Origin of the sequence: Bacteroides clarus, from assembly GCF_015555825.1 — a bacterium.
GTDB classification, from domain to species: Bacteria; Bacteroidota; Bacteroidia; order Bacteroidales; family Bacteroidaceae; genus Bacteroides; species Bacteroides clarus.
Map to the genome: position 1 here is coordinate 84872 of NZ_JADNLF010000012.1, position 18063 is coordinate 102934.

Annotated in this window: 13 protein-coding genes and 1 tRNA gene; 8 read left to right on the top strand and 6 right to left on the bottom strand. The window is 45.9% G+C overall.

Annotation, left to right across the window (positions count from 1 at the left end):
• Window positions 1–15 precede the first annotated feature (15 nt).
• Complete coding sequence (locus tag I2F54_RS13295) at window positions 16–1887, top strand: outer membrane insertion protein (RefSeq protein WP_195501435.1); 1872 nt, start codon at window positions 16–18, stop codon at window positions 1885–1887.
• A gap of 20 nt (window positions 1888–1907) precedes the next feature.
• Here the strand turns inward: I2F54_RS13295 and I2F54_RS13300 are convergent, their stop codons facing one another.
• Together I2F54_RS13300 and aspA are read right to left on the bottom strand one after the other, a co-directional pair.
• Window positions 1908–2441 (bottom strand): TlpA family protein disulfide reductase, encoded by a 534-nt coding sequence (locus I2F54_RS13300; RefSeq protein ID WP_009121561.1) that lies wholly within the window; start codon window positions 2439–2441, stop codon window positions 1908–1910.
• Window positions 2442–2585: 144 nt separating this feature from the next.
• The gene (aspA, locus tag I2F54_RS13305) at window positions 2586–4019 is read right to left on the bottom strand and encodes an aspartate ammonia-lyase (protein ID WP_009121560.1); all 1434 of its coding nucleotides are present in this window, start codon (window positions 4017–4019) and stop codon (window positions 2586–2588) included.
• Between the two features lie 338 nt (window positions 4020–4357).
• Here aspA and I2F54_RS13310 point away from each other — a divergent pair, with 338 nt between their 5' ends.
• From I2F54_RS13310 to I2F54_RS13320, 3 genes are read left to right on the top strand one after another with little or no spacing between them, the layout of a single operon-like run.
• Window positions 4358–5668: an anaerobic C4-dicarboxylate transporter family protein gene (locus I2F54_RS13310; RefSeq protein ID WP_009121559.1), complete on the top strand. Its 1311-nt coding sequence runs from the start codon at window positions 4358–4360 to the stop codon at window positions 5666–5668.
• Window positions 5669–5712: 44 nt separating this feature from the next.
• Window positions 5713–6774, top strand: a complete 1062-nt coding sequence (gene ansB, locus I2F54_RS13315; RefSeq protein ID WP_009121558.1) for an L-asparaginase 2 — start codon at window positions 5713–5715, stop codon at window positions 6772–6774.
• Window positions 6775–6789: 15 nt separating this feature from the next.
• Entirely contained in the window at window positions 6790–7974 is a 1185-nt protein-coding gene (locus I2F54_RS13320) for a porin (RefSeq protein WP_195501461.1), read from the top strand.
• Between the two features lie 106 nt (window positions 7975–8080).
• On the opposite strand, the gene I2F54_RS13325 is transcribed toward I2F54_RS13320, so the two are convergent.
• The 3 genes from I2F54_RS13325 to feoB form a co-directional block, all read right to left on the bottom strand.
• Window positions 8081–8152, bottom strand: a tRNA-Cys gene (locus tag I2F54_RS13325).
• Window positions 8153–8203: 51 nt separating this feature from the next.
• Window positions 8204–8419 carry a hypothetical protein gene (locus tag I2F54_RS16225; RefSeq protein ID WP_009121556.1) on the bottom strand — a complete coding sequence of 72 codons (216 nt, stop codon included), beginning with the start codon at window positions 8417–8419 and terminating at the stop codon, window positions 8204–8206.
• Window positions 8416–10887: a ferrous iron transport protein B gene (gene feoB, locus I2F54_RS13330; RefSeq protein WP_195501462.1), complete on the bottom strand. Its 2472-nt coding sequence runs from the start codon at window positions 10885–10887 to the stop codon at window positions 8416–8418. Before feoB ends, I2F54_RS16225 begins: the two co-directional genes overlap by 4 nt.
• Before the next feature lie 156 nt (window positions 10888–11043).
• Here feoB and tilS point away from each other — a divergent pair, with 156 nt between their 5' ends.
• Complete coding sequence (gene tilS / locus I2F54_RS13335) at window positions 11044–12315, top strand: tRNA lysidine(34) synthetase TilS (RefSeq protein ID WP_195501436.1); 1272 nt, start codon at window positions 11044–11046, stop codon at window positions 12313–12315.
• A gap of 38 nt (window positions 12316–12353) precedes the next feature.
• Here the strand turns inward: tilS and I2F54_RS13340 are convergent, their stop codons facing one another.
• The gene (locus I2F54_RS13340) at window positions 12354–13187 is read right to left on the bottom strand and encodes a 4Fe-4S binding protein (protein WP_118047666.1); all 834 of its coding nucleotides are present in this window, start codon (window positions 13185–13187) and stop codon (window positions 12354–12356) included.
• 236 nt (window positions 13188–13423) lie between these two features.
• Here I2F54_RS13340 and rho point away from each other — a divergent pair, with 236 nt between their 5' ends.
• From rho to folD, 3 genes are all read left to right on the top strand, one after another.
• A complete protein-coding gene (rho, locus tag I2F54_RS13345; protein ID WP_195501437.1) occupies window positions 13424–15409 on the top strand; it encodes a transcription termination factor Rho in 1986 nt (661 codons plus the stop codon).
• 306 nt (window positions 15410–15715) lie between these two features.
• Window positions 15716–17038: a signal recognition particle protein gene (ffh, locus tag I2F54_RS13350; RefSeq protein WP_009121551.1), complete on the top strand. Its 1323-nt coding sequence runs from the start codon at window positions 15716–15718 to the stop codon at window positions 17036–17038.
• A 136-nt stretch (window positions 17039–17174) separates the two neighbouring features.
• On the top strand, window positions 17175–18056 hold the full coding sequence (gene folD / locus I2F54_RS13355) for a bifunctional methylenetetrahydrofolate dehydrogenase/methenyltetrahydrofolate cyclohydrolase FolD (RefSeq protein ID WP_009121550.1): 882 nt from the start codon (window positions 17175–17177) through the stop codon (window positions 18054–18056).
• The last annotated feature ends 7 nt before the right edge of the window (window positions 18057–18063 follow it).

Below are 18063 nucleotides of genomic sequence, written 5' to 3' on the forward strand. Positions count from 1 at the left end.
AGAGAGCTGAAAACCATGAAGAAGCTACCGATAATATTGATTGTATTGAGCATAACGATACCCGCCGCCTTTGCCCAGCAGCAAGGCAGCGACAATTCTCCCCGAACAGCGCATCCTAAAGATACGGTCAGCGCAGGATTCGACGCTACCCGGCAGATGTTCCAAAAACGTTACCAGCATCCGGACGCCGTTCCTTTCGATACGTTATGGAAGAACAATGTGTATATCTCCTTATTCGGCGGTATGGATAAAATGATTCCGCGCGGAAACACGGATTTCAATACAGGCCCTGCGGGCGGTATTGCCGCCAGCTGGCAGTTCTCTCCCGCGCATGCCCTGCGGGCTTCACTGCTCGCCGGCAACTTTTCCCGCAAAATAGATAACGAAACCTTAATGCGCTTCGGGTTGCAAGCGGACTATCTGTTAAACGTATCGTCCTACGTCAACGGCTATAATCCCGGACGTATCTTCGAGTTCCTGACCGTAGCGGGAGTCGGTTATCAACTGTCCTCGCTGGCCGGCAGGACGGAGCATGTGGCCGACCTGCACTTAGGTTTTCAGTTGAAGCTGCACCCTACCGCGCATGTGGACTTTTATCTGGAACCGCGCTTCACCATTATGAGTGACGGCATAGACCACTCTTTTCAAAAGAACTGGCATAAATACGATATGACCTACGGCGCGACAGTGGGCATGAACTACCGCCTGAAAGCATGGAAGCCTTTCGGCAAAATACGCATATTGGAAGGAAACCGCTTTTTGGACAATACCTTTGTCAGCGTTGCCGCAGGCGGACAGTTACAGGCTTCCCGCCTGACAAGCGAAATAGGATTGGTGAACTCCGTCGGGCCGCACATCAGCCTGTCCGCCGGCAAATGGCTGATACCCGCATTCGGCTTGCGGCTATCGGCATTCAAATCCTCCGATACCTGGCACAAAAAAGTAACCGCTTCTTCGGCAAGTTCCGCCGGTGAAGAATTCTATGAGATGTCCGCATATGCGGGGGGACGTCTGGAAGGTATGCTGGACGCCACGTATTTCTTTAACGGCCGGCAGGTGAATCCCAAGTTTTCCGTCAATGTACTGGCCGGCGGTGAGTTGGGATATATCTTGAAGGAGAACGGTTATCGCCCCGCGAAAGGCGGGTATACGGGCTTTACGGGCGGGGTGCAACTTAAATACAGGCTCTTTGGGGATGTCTCTTTGTTTGTGGAACCACGTACCAGCCTGGCATCGTATTCATTAAAGACCAGCGAAAAAGAAGAAGGAAGATATGTGGCCAAAAAGTTCACAGACAATCTGTACAGCATCAATGTAGGTATCGAGATACGGCGTGCCGACGAGGAGAACCGTATGGCACGCTCTTTGAACCGGGAACTGTTTCGACCTTCCTTCTTCGTGAGCGGCGCAATAGGTTTCTCCACCCCCATACAGATGAAGCGGTATGAACTGAAACGCTACTTTGGCTATCAGGCCATGATAAACGCGGGACGCATCTTTACTCCGCTATCGTCGCTCCGTTTAGGAGCGGACTACACGCCTCTTTCCACAGACCTGAAAGGGAAAACCGTGAAATATGATATGGCAAGCGGAAGCCTTGACTATATGCTGAATCTTACCAACCTGATGACGGGATACGACCCTGAACGCAAATACGACATACAGCTATTTGCCGGAGTAGTGGCATCCGTACGGATGCAGCATGAAAGCCGTTTCTTTATCGGTGGAGAAGCGGGACTGCACACCTCTTATCGAGTGAGCCGCCGCTTCAAAGTATTCCTCGAACCCAAAATCCGCATTTACGGAAAGGAACTGTTGATGCAGGATAACGTGCAGGGAAGCGACATCATGATGTCGCTAAATGCCGGCACAAGCTTTTCTTTCTAAAACCGGAAGCCGGAAGAAAGCTATTTCAGAAGTTCATCAATCTTCCTGACCAGAGAGGAGAACTCCTCAGGATTGTAAAGACGGGTAAGCATCACGATGCGCCCTTCTTTATCAATCAGCACATTACGGGTGATACCAGCCTGACGCAACGCATATTTGGCAAAAATATCAGCGCCCGGATCCAGTCCCAAGGGATAGGTAACACCCGTGGACTTGCCAAAAGCGATGACTTTATTCAACGGTTCGTCACGGTCGATCCCCATTAACATGAAGTCCGGATCGGACTTATGCTTCTGCCATATATCTTTTTCGATAAAAGGCATTTCTTTACGGCATACGCCGCACCAACTGGCAGTGAATTGCAACATCACCACCTTGCCACGGAAATCGGAAAGTTTAACGGTTTTGCCGTCCGTCAGCGTTACGGTAAAATCGGGAGCCGTCTGCCCCACTTTCACAATATAACCGGTACTGTCCGCTTTTGCTTCCTGTGCCACAGCCGCTATGCCGCATAATGCAAACAGGCCGAGCAGCCATAATCTGAGTTGCTTCATCTTCTTCGCTTTTTTAAGTATTCATAAACAAATTTCCTGCCGCAAAAGAAGCTAATTAGCCATAAGAAAACAAATAGAGCATAAACTCTTTGCGAATATTTAACGCAGGCTGCTCCGGAACCTTATGCTCCGGAGCGCCATCCTTTAAATATTAGGTTTGATATCCAACTTCACAGGCTTAATCATGTTTTCCGGCTTCAGGATGGTATCCAAATCCTCTTTGGAAAGTATGTTGTGCTCCAGAACCAGTTCATAAACGCCTTTTCCCGTTTCGAGGGCTTCTTTGGCTATCTTGGTAGAGTTCTTATAACCGATAACCGGATTCAGCGCGGTCACCACACCGATACTATCGTGTACATAGCTGCGGCATACTTCCTCGTTAGCGGTGATTCCGTCGATACAGAGAGTACGCAAGGTATCGAATCCGTTCATCAGCAAATCGGCCGACTCAAAGCAACATTGCGCCATAACAGGCTCCATCGCATTCAGTTCCATCTGCGCGGCTTCACCGCTCATGGCTACACAAAGGTCATTGCCTATTACTTTGTAGTCTATCTGATTCATCACTTCGGGGATAACGGGGTTTACCTTGCCCGGCATTATAGAGGAACCCGGCTGCATGGCAGGAAGATTGATTTCTCCCAGTCCGCAACGCGGCCCGGATGCGAGCAGACGAAGGTCGTTGCATATCTTGTTCATCTTCACCGCCACTCTCCGCATCGCCGAAGAATAGCCTACAAGACAAGAAGTATCCGAAGTAGCCCCCACCAAATCAGCGGATAGCTTAACTTCCCATCCGGTAATCTTCCGCAAAGCCTTTACACACCGCTCCGCATATTCCGGCTCTGCCGTAATGCCCGTACCGATGGCGGTAGCTCCCATATTGACAGTGAGGAATTCTTCTGCCGCAAAGTTCAGGTTCTTTATCTCATCGCGTAAGATACTGGCAAAGCCATTGAATGTTTGTCCGAGTGTCATAGGTACAGCGTCTTCCAACTGCGTACGTCCCATTTTAATGATATGCCTGAACTCTTCCGCCTTGCGCTGGAACGCATCGATTAACTCCTCAAAGTGTTTCACCAGCTTGAGATGTGTATAGTACATTCCTATATGTATGGCGGTAGGATAAGCGTCATTGGTAGACTGTGAGCGATTGACGTGGTCGTTCGGCGAACAATATTGATATTCACCGCGTTTATGTCCCAAGATTTCAAGAGCGCGATTGGCGATTACCTCATTGGCGTTCATGTTGGTAGTGGTTCCGGCTCCGCCCTGAATCATATCTACCGGGAACTGTTCATGATGCTTGCCTTCAAGTATTTCCTTACAAGCTTCAAGAATAGCATCCGCCTGTTGTTCGGTAAGTAAGCCAAGCTCGAAGTTGGCAACAGCCGCTCCCATTTTAGTGATAGCAAGAGCATTGATGAACAAAGGGTATTCATTCAGATGAAATTTACTGATACGAAAGTTTTCGATACCTCTGAGGGTTTGTACTCCATACATGGCAGTTTCCGGTATTTCACGGCTGCCGATCAAATCACTTTCTGTGCGAGTTTTTTTTGATAGTTCTTCTTTCATAATATATATTTATTAACCATTTCTATAAGCGGTTACCAAAGAATAACCAAAGATAGCATAAAATGTTTTGTAAACACTATGCCTTATTATTAAGTTAACAAACTTTAATCACAAGTAAATATTACACATAATTCTATACTTAATATGACAAATTGTAAACCATAAGAATAAATCAGAAGTTTATCTATATTTAGTTAATATATGTTTTATTTAGAAAATATAAAGTAATACAGGCAACACATTTACCCCCTTTTCTTGTTATATAAAAGATATTTTCAGAAATTAGCCAATATTAAAGTAATGGAACAGCCTTTATTTAATTTTTAAATAACAAGTATATGATCTTACAATTATTATTTGTACTGACCGCTATTATCATAGGTGCGCGTTTAGGTGGCATAGGTCTTGGAGTAATGGGTGGTGTAGGCTTAGGTATATTGACTTTTGTATTCGGCTTACAACCTACCGCGCCACCAATCGACGTAATGTTGATGATTGCCGCCGTTATTTCCGCGGCTTCCTGTATGCAAGCGGCCGGCGGACTTGACTATATGGTAAAATTGGCGGAAAAGCTGCTACGCAAAAATCCGTCACAGGTTACTATCCTCAGTCCCATCGTAACTTATTTATTTACTTTCGTAGCAGGAACAGGACACGTTGCTTACTCTGTCCTTCCCGTCATAGCCGAAGTTGCGACAGAAACCAAAATCAGACCCGAGCGTCCGTTGGGTATTGCGGTTATCGCTTCACAGCAAGCCATCACGGCAAGTCCTATTTCGGCAGCCACGGTGGCACTGCTTGGCCTGCTCGCCGGATTCGACATCACTTTATTCGATATACTCAAAATAACGATTCCTGCGACGATTCTCGGCGTGCTGGTCGGAGCATTGTGCTCCATGCGTGTGGGAAAAGAACTGATTGACGACCCTGAGTATCAAAAACGCATGGCAGAGGGATACTTCGATGGCAGAAAGGTGAAGATTGATGACGTAAAAAACAAACGCCACGCCATGATTTCGGTACTTATATTCATCCTTGCTACCGCATTCATTGTTCTTTTCGGTTCGTTTGAGGGTATGCGCCCTTCTTTCCTGATTGATGGAAAAACAGTCACTTTAGGCATGTCCGCCATTATCGAAATCATCATGCTTACGGCAGCCGCCCTTATTCTGTTGGTTACCAAAACCGATGGAATAAAAGCGACACAGGGTTCTGTTTTTCCCGCCGGAATGCAGGCCGTAATCGCTATTTTCGGTATTGCCTGGATGGGCGATACTTTCTTGAATGGCAATATGGCGCAACTGACCGCCTCTATTGAAGGAATCGTGCGCCAGATGCCCTGGTTGTTCGGTATCGCTTTATTCGTTATGTCCATCTTGTTGTACAGCCAGGCAGCCACGGTACGCGCTTTAGTACCGCTGGGCATCGCTTTGGGCATATCGCCGTATATGCTGATAGCCATGTTCCCTGCCGTAAACGGATATTTCTTCATACCGAACTATCCTACCGTAGTCGCGGCTATCAACTTTGACCGCACAGGAACAACACGCATCGGCAAGTATATACTTAATCACTCCTTTATGATGCCCGGTATTGTCTCTACGGTAGTTGCCATAGCGCTGGGATTGTTATTCATACAAATATTCTGAGATATTATACTTCAACCTATTTTTTAATTTAAACAATGTAAGTTATGAAAAAATTAGCAAGACTTAGTATGGTAGCCGTTATGCTACTGTTTTCTGCAGCAATGGCTTTCGCTCAACAAAAGCCTAATATTCATATCCTTGCCACCGGTGGAACCATCGCCGGAACCGGAGCGTCTGCAACCGCCACCAACTATACTGCCGGACAGGTGGCTATCGGCACTTTGCTTGATGCCGTACCCGAACTGAAGAATATAGCTAACGTAACAGGTGAGCAAATCGTCAAGATAGGCTCACAGGATATGAACGATGATGTTTGGCTGATTCTTGCAAAGAAGATTAACCAGCTTTTGAAACGCTCCGATATTGACGGTATCGTCATTACTCACGGAACCGATACAATGGAAGAAACGGCATATTTCCTCAATCTGACGGTCAAGAGCGACAAACCGGTCGTTTTAGTCGGAGCAATGCGCCCATCCACCGCCATCAGCGCCGACGGACCTCTCAATTTATACAATGCCGTCGTTGTGGCCGGAGCTAAAGAATCCAAAGGTAAAGGCGTTTTAGTGGCAATGAACGGAAGCGTACTTGGCGCCGCAAGCGTATTGAAGATGAATACCGTTGACGTACAAACATTCCAAGCTCCCAACGCAGGTGCACTCGGTTATGTTTTGAACGGTAAGGTTACCTATAATATGTCGTCCGTAAAGAAGCATACCACCCACTCCGTATTTGATGTTACCGATTTGAACTCACTTCCCAAAGTAGGAATCGTTTATAGCTATTCGAATATCGAAGCCGATATGGTTACTCCGATGCTGAGCAACGGCTATAAGGGTATCATTCATGCAGGAGTAGGCAATGGAAACATCCATAAGAATATATTCCCCGTATTAATGGATGCACGCAAGAAGGGTATTCTTGTTGTCCGTTCATCAAGAGTACCGACAGGTCCCACTTCTCTTGATGCGGAAGTAAACGATGCGCAGTATCAGTTTGTCGCATCACAGGAGTTAAATCCTCAGAAATCACGTGTTCTGCTAATGCTTGCATTGACCAAGACCAACGACTGGAAACAGATTCAAGAATACTTCAACGAATACTAAAAACAGATGGACATGATAAAGAAACTAACATTTATACTCCTGATAGCGGGTTGCGCACAAGGCATGTACGCTCAGAACACGGAGAAGAGTGAGAAGTTCCTTGAGAATAAAACCCTGTTTGAAGAACTTACCAACGTAAAGAAAAAACAGGATAAGTTCAATTTATTCCTCAATATGCAAGGCAGTTTCGATGCAAACTTCCGCGACGGCTTTGAAGAAGGAGCTTTCAAAATGAGGCAACTTCGCATTGAAGCCAAAGGAAACATCAACAACTGGCTTTCATATCGGTACAGACAACGTCTGAACCGTTCGAATGACAGCAGCGGAAACATCGACAATCTTCCTACCTCCATCGACATTGCCGGAATCGGCGTGAAACTCGGAAAAGGTTTTTCTATCTTTGCCGGTAAACAATGTGCCGCATACGGCGGTATCGAGTTCGACCTGAATCCTATCGAAATATACGAGTATAGCGATATGATTGAGAACATGAGCAACTTCATGACCGGTTTGAATATCGGATATGACATTAACTCCAACCAGCAGTTGAACCTGCAAATCCTGGACAGCCGTAATGGTTCTTTCAACAAAACATACGGAGTTGAAACCGAAGATGGAGAGCTCCCTACAATAGAATCGGGCAAACTTCCGCTTGTGTATACCCTGAACTGGAACGGTAATTTCAATGACGTATTCAAAACACGCTGGTCTGCTTCCGTTATGAATGAGGCTAAAGACAGGAATATGTATTATTACGCATTCGGTAATGAATTAAACTTGAATAAGTTCAATATGTTTCTCGACTTCATGTATTCAAGAGAAAGTATTGACCGTAAAGGAATCATGACGGGAATTACAGGCAGCATGGAAGGTCACAACGCTTCCGATGCCGGGTATTTTTCAATGGTAACCAAGTTGAACTATCGCTTCCTGCCCAAATGGAATGCTTTTGTAAAAGGAATGTACGAAACAGCATCTCTTACCAAGCAACAAGGAGATTTAGAGAAAGGCAAATACCGTACTGCATGGGGCTACTTTGCCGGTGTGGAGTTCTATCCCATGGATACAAACTTACACTTCTTCCTTACTTACGTAGGACGCTCCTATGATTTCACAGCTCGCGCCAAAGCGCTTGGACAAGAGAATTATTCCACCAACAGGGTATCGGTAGGATTCATCTATCAGTTACCGATGTTCTAAATATCTTCTTATAATATAAAATAGCCGGCATAACTTTATGCCGGCTATTTTATATTATAAGAAAAACTCCGAAATATCACATTCGGATATTTCGGAGTCTTCTTTGAGGTTCCTGGCGGATTCGAACCGCCGTACACGGTTTTGCAGACCGCTGACTAAGCCACTCATCCAAGGAACCAATCTTTCTCGTTTGCGGATGCAAAGGTAGTACATTTTTTGGAACTACCAACTATCCGCAACAATTTTTCTTTATTTCTTTTCTCTCATCACTGCACTCGGAACGTTTCTTCTCGTACAACCGCTTTAATTCACAGCCAGTTGCACAATTCTCACAAGGATTACGTTTTTCCTTCACTTTACGAAAAAAAAGATAAACACTCTGCCCTATACGGACAATGCACAACAACAAGATGAGAGCTACCGCCCAATTCTGCCAATTATTCATCCAAATAATCCTCCTATCTGATAAATGGCAAAGGACACTACCCATGCGAGTGCAGTAGTGTACACTGCCGTAAACAAAGCCCACTTCCAACTGCCCGACTCTCCCTTAATGGCCGCCAACGTAGCAATACATGGAAAATATATCAACACAAACACCATATAGCCAAAGGCTACCAACGGCGTAATCGGAATACGTTCGCCCAAGCTTACGGCATCAGCTTCGGCATCATCTGCATATAGCACTCCCAGCGTACTCACCACCAATTCCTTGGCTCCTACTCCGGAAAGAATACCGATACCTAACTTCCAGTCAAAGCCCAACGGCTCTATCACAGGCTCCACAGCCTTACCTATCCTGCCGATATAAGAATTTTCCTGCTGTTCCGCCACATCCTGATACGCATCATGATTAGGATAATACCCCAATGCCCATATCACAACTGAAGCCACCATAATAATACCGCCCATTTTGCGCAGATACTGCGCGCCTTTTTCCCATGTATGACGGAAAATGGACTTGGATGTCGGTATACGGTAAGGAGGAAGTTCCATTACAAACGGCGTATCGTCTCCTTTCACCAGAAAACGGCAGAAAAGCCGCGCCATAACTACCGCCAGCAAAATTCCGATGGCATAGATTGCTAACAACACCAAACTGGCATTGTTCGGAAAAAACGCCCCTACCAACAGTAAATAAATAGGCAGGCGTGCGCTGCACGACATCAGCGGATTAATGAGCATGGTTACCAACCGGCTCTTTCGGTTTTCGATGGTACGCGAGGCCATAATAGCCGGCACATTACAACCGAATCCCATAATCAGAGGAATAAAAGATTTGCCATGCAGCCCCATTTTATGCATTATCTTATCCATAATGAAAGCCGCACGCGCCATATATCCGGAATCCTCCATTAATGATATAAAGAAATATAGAATCAAGATATTAGGCAAGAAGACAATCACCCCGCCTACACCGCCGATAATACCATCGACCAACAAATCTTTCAACGGACCTTCAGACATATTATCACGCACCAAATCTCCCAATGCCCCAACCAGCCATTCAATACCTTGCATGGGATAATCTCCCAGTATGAATGTTCCTTCAAACATCAGATACAAGAACAGGAAAAAGATAGGGTATCCCCATACACGATGTGTCACGATGGAGTCTATCACGCGTGTCGTACGTGCCGTATCCTCATGATTGTCCACATAAGTTTCACGCAGCGCACCGGAGATAAAACTATATTTGGCATCTGTAATAGCTTGCTCGCTATCCTCGTTTATCGCATTGCGCAGGCGTTGCTCCTCACGATTGCGGACTTCAAGAATCTCTTTTCCATTAGGAAATTCCTCTACCGTATCCTCTAAGTCATCATCATTTTCCAGCAGTTTGATAGCCAGAAAACGGGTAGAGTATTTATAGCGTATGTTCTCGTTGACACTGATAACCCGTTTCACCTCCTCAATACTCCGCTCCAGTTCCGGTCCGTGATTAATGTGGATGTGGCGATAAAAGCCCACCGGATGCTCCTTTTCCTCTTTATGAGTACCAAAGTCATGGTCGGGTACATATTCTTTATGCCAGTTACGCAGGTCATTCAAAATTTCGGCACGCACCTTGCCTTTCTTATCCAGGAAGTCACCTCCTTCATAAATATCGATGATAACATGGAACAGTTGTTCAATCCCTTTTCCGGTACGGCTGATAGTAGGCAGCATCGGCACTCCGAACAGCTGGCCGAGTTTTACATAATCCAACGTATTTCCGCTCGCTTCCAGCTCATCGTACATATTGAGCGCAATAACCATACGTACATTCATGTCAATCAGCTGGGTAGTGAGATACAGGTTACGCTCCAAATTGGAAGAGTCCACTACATTGATAATGATGTCCGGAGTTTCGTTGATAATGTGGTGGCGGACATAAATTTCTTCGGGAGAATAAGCAGAAAGCGAATAAGTGCCCGGCAAGTCCACGATGCGGAAGTGATAGCCCTGGAAATCGAAATAACCTTCTTTGGCATCTACGGTGACACCGCTGTAATTTCCCACGTGCTCATGCGAGCCCGAGGCTATATTGAAAAGAGATGTTTTACCGCAGTTGGGATTTCCTACCAAAGCCACATTGATGGTACGACGCTTTCCCAAAGCAATGCGTTTCAGTTCTTCTTCTCCCAAACGCATATCTTCGCTCAGCCCTTTGTGATAATCGAGTTGCACGGCTTCCCGGCACATTTCCTTTTCACCGACGATTTCAATCATCTCGGCTTCCTGGCGCCGCAAGGAAATTTCGTATCCCATTACCTTATACTTAATAGGATCTTTCAGAGGAGCATTCAGCAACACCTCTACGGTTTTTCCCTTGATAAAACCCATTTCTACAATTCGCTTACGAAAACCGCCGTGTCCCAGCACTTTAACGATTACACCTTTTTCACCGGTTTTTAATTCGGATAAACGCATAGTCTTTCTGCCTTTCTTTATTTTTGCCGCAAAGATAAAAGATAAGTTCATACAGCACAAATAATTTAGAATGTTTTTAAATAAGAGACATAAAGGAAAACAACGTTTCTGCACAGAAATAATAAAATTCAAGAAGAAACATGTATATTTGCCCCTATGGAAAAGGAAAGAGTAGCACGATATATCAGCCAGAAAAAGCTTTTCATGCCTGCGGACAAAATACTCGTCGCCCTAAGCGGCGGTGCAGACTCCGTTGCTCTATTGTGCTTACTGCAAACGTTGGGTTATGAATGCGAAGCTGCTCATTGCAATTTCCACCTTCGCGGTGAAGAATCCGACAGAGATGAAACATTTGTCCGCCAATTATGCGCGAAGCGCCAAGTTCCGCTACACACCATCCACTTCGATACTTTACGTACCGCCGAAGAACGACACATCTCCATCGAAATGGCGGCAAGGGAGCTGCGTTACGAATGGTTCGAGAAAATACGGACAAAAAGCAATGCCAACGTTATCGCCGTAGCTCACCATCAGGACGACAGTGTGGAAACCCTTCTGCTGAATTTAATCCGTGGCACAGGTATCAACGGACTACGGGGAATACGCTCCAAGAACGGACACATCGTACGCCCCTTACTCTGCCTGGACCGTAACGAAATCATCAACTACCTGAACCGTATAGGACAAGATTACGTAACGGACAGCACCAATCTGCAAGACGAATATACCCGCAATAAAATACGCCTAAACCTGCTGCCGATGATGCAGGAAATCAATCCGTCCGTCAAAGAAAGTATTCTCAACACCGCCGAACATCTGAACGAAGCGTCCGCCATATATAAAAAAGGAATAGAAGAAGGAATACAACGGGTACGGACAGCAAAGGGAATACACATCGGTACCCTGATGCATGAACCCGCCCCAAAAACATTATTGTTTGAAATCTTATATCCGCTCGGCTTCAATGCAACTCAAGTTGAAGATATATGCCGGGCGTTGGAAGGACAACCGGGAAAAGTTTTTACCTCAGGGCATTGGCGTGTAGTGAAAGACCGTGAATATCTGCTGATTGAAACCTGTCAGCAAGCCACACAACCCACTTTAACCATGGAAGAGCGTATTCTTACCCCGGACTTCATCATTCCCCGAGACAAAACAGTCGCCTGCTTCGATGCGGATAAACTCATGTTTCCCCTATCTCTGCGGCTTTGGCAGAAAGGAGACTATTTTATCCCGTTCGGTATGAAAGGCAGAAAAAAAATAAGCGACTACATGACCGACCGCAAATTCTCCCTCCTCCGCAAAGAGCAGCAATGGGTATTATGTTGCGGCAACGACATTATCTGGCTGGTAGGCGAAAGAACAGACAACAGATTCCGGATAGACGAAAACACCCGGAAAGCGTTAATCATAAAAGTGACTGCTTAATCCGCACGCTTAAGAAAACAAATACAATCCGCCTGAAGCTACAAGATAATCCTGTCTTCTTTCTGTCTTTTAAAACAGTCGGCAAGCAAAGCTGCAAACGGCGTATCGAAAGTACGGGCTTTTTGCGGACAGCCCTTTACACAAGCGCAGCAACGAATACACTTTTCCGCATCAGTATTGCACTCATCACCTTTCGCAATAGCACCTGCCGGACAATGTGCCGCACAATACCCGCAGTGATTGCAAAGCTCCGCATCGACTGCCGGAATACGAGGCATAGGCACACCGCTTTTACGCAGCTTCACCACCTTCCGCAAAAAACGGAATAACGGGAAAAACGCCTGACGGGGACGTTGAATACGGCTCACATCGACAGCGTATAACTTATCCATATCGGCAGCCGCTTCTATTTTAGTCCTTATTTTAGCGCCGAAAGTTTCCGCAAACCGCAAATCATCCGCATCCGGCCGCCCCACAGCTATGGGATTTTGCTCCGTACTATACGAATGTTCGCCTACAAACGTAGCGCCGGCAATCACTTTAAATCCCCTTTCCGATGCAAATGCGTCCAGTTCTGCCAATGCTTTTTCATAGGCACGATTACCATATACGACCACCAGCACCGCCGGAGCGCCGGAAGTATGAATGTCTTTCATCCGCTCCAATGCCAAAGGCGCCACTTTTCCGCCATATACAGGAACTGTAATCACTGTCAAGGTGTTTTCGGGAATTTCAAGCTTACCCACCGGACGCAACGTCAAGTCTGTTTTTGTGATTTCGGAAATGCTTGTACCGCGAACAATTGCCTCGCCTACTTGTTTAGAGGTATGGGTAGGTGAGAAAGTAATCAAATGGACTGCGTATATATTCATAAATCTATTTCTTGATAATAATGAAGCAAAGATAAACTTTTAAAATTAAAAAAAAGACGATTTATTTATGAAACCAAAAATAATTATTACCTTTGCACCGTTGAAACATTCTGTAACTCCTTACTGAGGTGAGGATTGTTAGTCAGATTTCCGGTTCAATAATAAATATCCCTATTAAATCATAATTTACAAGGTAGACTTACCAAATAAGTAAAAACCATTCACACATATACTGTATGTATAATATTATTCAATTAAACGACAAGAATTTGTCGGAATTGCAAGCTATTGCCCAAGAGTTGGGTATCAAAAAAACAGACTCTCTCAAAAAAGAAGAACTCGTTTACAAGATACTTGACGAACAAGCTATTGCAGGAGCAACCAAGAAAGTAGCAGCCGACAAATTAAAAGAAGAACGTAAAGGGGACAAGCAAAAACGTTCTCGCGTAACGGTCAAGAAAGAAGGAGCCGACAAGGTGTTCACAGCCAATAAAAACGGTGATCTTACAAAAGGCAAAGCCGAAGAGACACCTGCCGTACAAACTCCCGTACAAGCGGCAGAGGCAGCTAAAGAACCGGCTGTTGCCACAGCTCCCGCAGCAGAGGCTGAAGCTCCCAAACGCAAACCGGGACGCCCTCGCAAAGTAAAACAAGAGGCCGCTCCCGTAGCGGAAGCACCTAAAAAAGTAGCTCCGGCAGAAACAAAAGCAGAAACTGCAGAACCGAAAAAAGCAGAACCCAAGAAAGCCGTCGCAGCTCCCCAACCTACACCGGATGAAAGCCCTATCTTACCGGAAGTGGAAGACGACTTCATTCCCATCGAGGATTTGCCAACCGAAAAAATAGAATTACCGTCGGAGCTCATCGGCAAATTTGAAGCCACCAAAGCGGAAACTCCCGTTCCTGCAGCAGAGCAACCGCAACAACGCCCCCGTCTTCGTCTCCGCGACAATAATACACCATACAACAACAATCGTAACAATAATAACAACCAGCGTCCTGCACAACAGCAGCAACGTCCTGTACAACAACAGAACAATACCGAAAACTATGTCGCCCCCGAGCGTAAGCCGGCAGCAGAGCGTGAAAAGGCATACGAATTCGACGATATACTCACAGGGACCGGTGTATTGGAAATCATGCAGGACGGCTATGGTTTTCTGCGTTCATCCGATTATAATTACCTTTCTTCCCCTGACGATATTTACGTTTCACAATCACAAATCAAGCTGTTCGGCTTGAAGACCGGTGATGTAGTGGAAGGTGTTATCCGTCCGCCTAAGGAAGGCGAGAAATACTTCCCGCTGGTAAAAGTATCCAAGATTAACGGACGCGACCCGGCTTTTGTACGCGACCGTGTGCCGTTCGAACATCTTACCCCGCTTTTCCCGGACGAAAAATTCAAGCTTTGCAAAGGCGGGTATTCCGACTCCATGTCGGCACGCGTAGTAGATCTCTTCGCTCCTATCGGTAAAGGTCAGCGCGCATTAATCGTAGCGCAGCCCAAAACAGGTAAGACTATCTTAATGAAGGATATCGCCAACGCTATTGCAGCCAATCATCCGGAAGTGTACATGATTATGCTGTTGATTGACGAACGCCCGGAAGAGGTTACCGACATGGCCCGTACCGTAAACGCAGAAGTTATCGCTTCTACTTTCGACGAACCGGCAGAGCGCCACGTAAAAATCGCAGGTATCGTATTGGAGAAAGCCAAAAGAATGGTAGAATGCGGACATGACGTCGTTATCTTCCTTGACTCTATAACACGTTTGGCACGTGCCTACAACACTGTCTCCCCGGCTTCGGGCAAAGTGCTGTCCGGTGGTGTGGACGCTAATGCACTGCATAAACCGAAACGTTTCTTCGGTGCCGCCCGTAACATTGAAGGCGGCGGTTCGCTGACCATCCTTGCGACGGCGCTGATTGATACCGGCTCTAAAATGGATGAGGTTATCTTTGAAGAGTTCAAGGGTACGGGTAATATGGAGTTACAACTCGACCGCAACCTCTCCAACAAGCGTATCTTCCCGGCTGTCAATATTGTCGCTTCCAGCACTCGTCGCGACGACTTGCTGCAAGATAAGCAAACGCTGGATCGCATGTGGATTCTTCGCAAGTATCTTGCCGACATGAATCCGATAGAGGCAATGGACTTCGTAAAAGACCGTTTGGAAAAGACCAAAGACAACGACGAATTCCTGATGAGTATGAACGGTTAAACTCTTATACGAAAGAGAAAACCTATAAGACATAAAAGCAAACTCTAAAAAAGAGCGGAATAGTACAATCTATTCCGCTCTTTTTTAATGCTATTATAATGAAAAGAATAAAAAAGTAAAAGTATAAAGAATCAACATTATTTTAATCTTCCTATTGTTTGAAACGGATATATTTTACGCTTCAGAACAATCTACCGCCAAGCCGTAATAATATTCTGCCCTTAAAAGAAGGCTGTTACAGGTATTTTTTGTACTTTTGCGCCTCAATAAGAGTAATTTGTAATTTAGTAATTGTAATTAGATAATATGTTCGATAATTTAAGCGAGAGACTTGAGAGGTCGTTTAAAATTTTGAAGGGTGAAGGTAAAATCACCGAGATAAATGTGGCAGAAACGCTGAAAGACGTGCGTAAAGCACTTTTGGATGCCGACGTAAACTATAAAGTTGCCAAGAGTTTTACCGATACCGTTAAGGAGAAAGCTTTAGGACAAAACGTGCTGACAGCCGTAAAGCCCAGCCAGTTAATGGTAAAAATCGTACACGATGAGTTGACGCAACTCATGGGTGGCGAAACTGCGGAAATCAATATCGATTCCAAGCCGGCTGTTATTTTGATGTCCGGTCTGCAAGGTTCCGGTAAGACAACTTTCTCCGGAAAGTTGGCACGCATGCTGAAAACCAAAAAGAACCGGAAACCTTTATTGGTAGCCTGTGACGTTTACCGTCCCGCCGCTATCGAACAGTTGCGCGTACTGGCAGAACAAATCGAAGTACCCATGTACTCCGAACCGGACAGCAAAGACCCGGTAGCCATAGCCCAAAACGCCATACAGGAAGCCAAAGCAAAAGGGTATGACCTCGTAATCGTCGATACAGCCGGTCGTCTGGCCGTAGACGAGGAAATGATGAACGAGATCGCTGCAATCAAAGCCGCCATTAACCCGAACGAAATCTTGTTTGTGGTAGACTCCATGACCGGACAGGATGCCGTAAACACAGCCAAAGAATTCAACGAACGTTTGGACTTCAACGGCGTGGTATTGACCAAGCTGGACGGTGATACCCGCGGCGGTGCCGCCCTTTCCATCCGTTCCGTAGTAAACAAACCTATCAAGTTTGTCGGAACCGGTGAAAAGCTGGACGCTATCGATCAGTTCCACCCTGCCCGTATGGCCGACCGTATTCTCGGTATGGGTGACATCGTGTCACTGGTAGAGCGTGCGCAAGAGCAATATGACGAAGAAGAAGCCAAACGTCTGCAAAAGAAAATCGCGAAGAATCAGTTCGACTTCAACGACTTCCTGAGTCAGATTGCGCAAATCAAGAAAATGGGTAACTTGAAAGAGCTTGCTTCCATGATACCGGGAGTCGGCAAGGCCATCAAGGATATCGACATTGATGACAATGCTTTTAAGAGTATAGAAGCGATTATCTACTCCATGACTCCGGAAGAACGCAGTAATCCTGCCATTCTGAACGGTTCGCGTCGCCAACGCATCGCCAAAGGTAGCGGAACGAACATTCAAGAAGTAAACCGTCTGCTGAAACAGTTCGACCAGACCCGTAAAATGATGAAAATGGTGACCGGCAGCAAAATGGGTAAGATGATGCCGAAGCTGAAAAGATAAGAAGAAACTCCCCGCATATACCTCCCGCTGATTTCATATATTAAATGAAATCAGCGGGATTTTTGCTTTATTCGGTTATTTGCTCTACTTTTGCGAATAATGCCATGCAAATAATAACTAATACGATATATTGAATATGACACTAATTGACGGAAAAGCAATTTCCGAACAGGTTAAGCAGGAAATTGCAGCAGAAGTAGCTGATATAGTGGCACGCGGCGGAAAGCGCCCTCACTTGGCAGCTATCCTTGTGGGACACGACGGTGGCAGCGAAACCTATGTAGCAGCCAAAGTAAAAGCTTGTGAAGTATGCGGATTCAAATCCTCGCTAATTCGTTATGAGGCGGACGTAACGGAAGAAGAGTTACTGGCGAAAGTGCGCGAACTGAATGAGGATGCGGATGTAGACGGTTTTATCGTCCAGCTGCCTTTGCCCAAACATATCTCGGAACAAAAAGTGATTGAAACCATCGACTACCGCAAAGATGTGGACGGCTTTCATCCCATCAATGTAGGGCGCATGTCCATAGGACTGCCTTGCTACGTTTCCGCAACTCCCAATGGTATTCTCGAATTACTGAAAAGATACGAAATAGAAACCTCCGGAAAGAAATGCGTTGTACTGGGACGCAGCAACATCGTAGGCAAGCCCATGGCTGCCCTTATGATGCAAAAAGCTTATCCGGGCGACGCCACGGTGACCGTTTGCCACAGCCGCAGTAAAGACCTGGTAAAAGAGTGCCAGGAAGCCGATATCATTATCGCAGCTTTGGGACAACCCAACTTCGTAAAAGCGGAAATGGTAAAGGAAGGCGCAGTCGTTATCGACGTAGGTACCACCCGCGTACCGGACGCAACCAAGAAATCCGGCTTCAAGCTGACCGGTGACGTCAAGTTCGATGAAGTCGCTCCAAAATGCTCATTCATCACCCCCGTACCCGGTGGCGTAGGCCCGATGACCATTGTCTCTTTAATGAAGAACACACTTCTGGCAGGCAAGAAAGCTATTTATCAATAATAAGGAT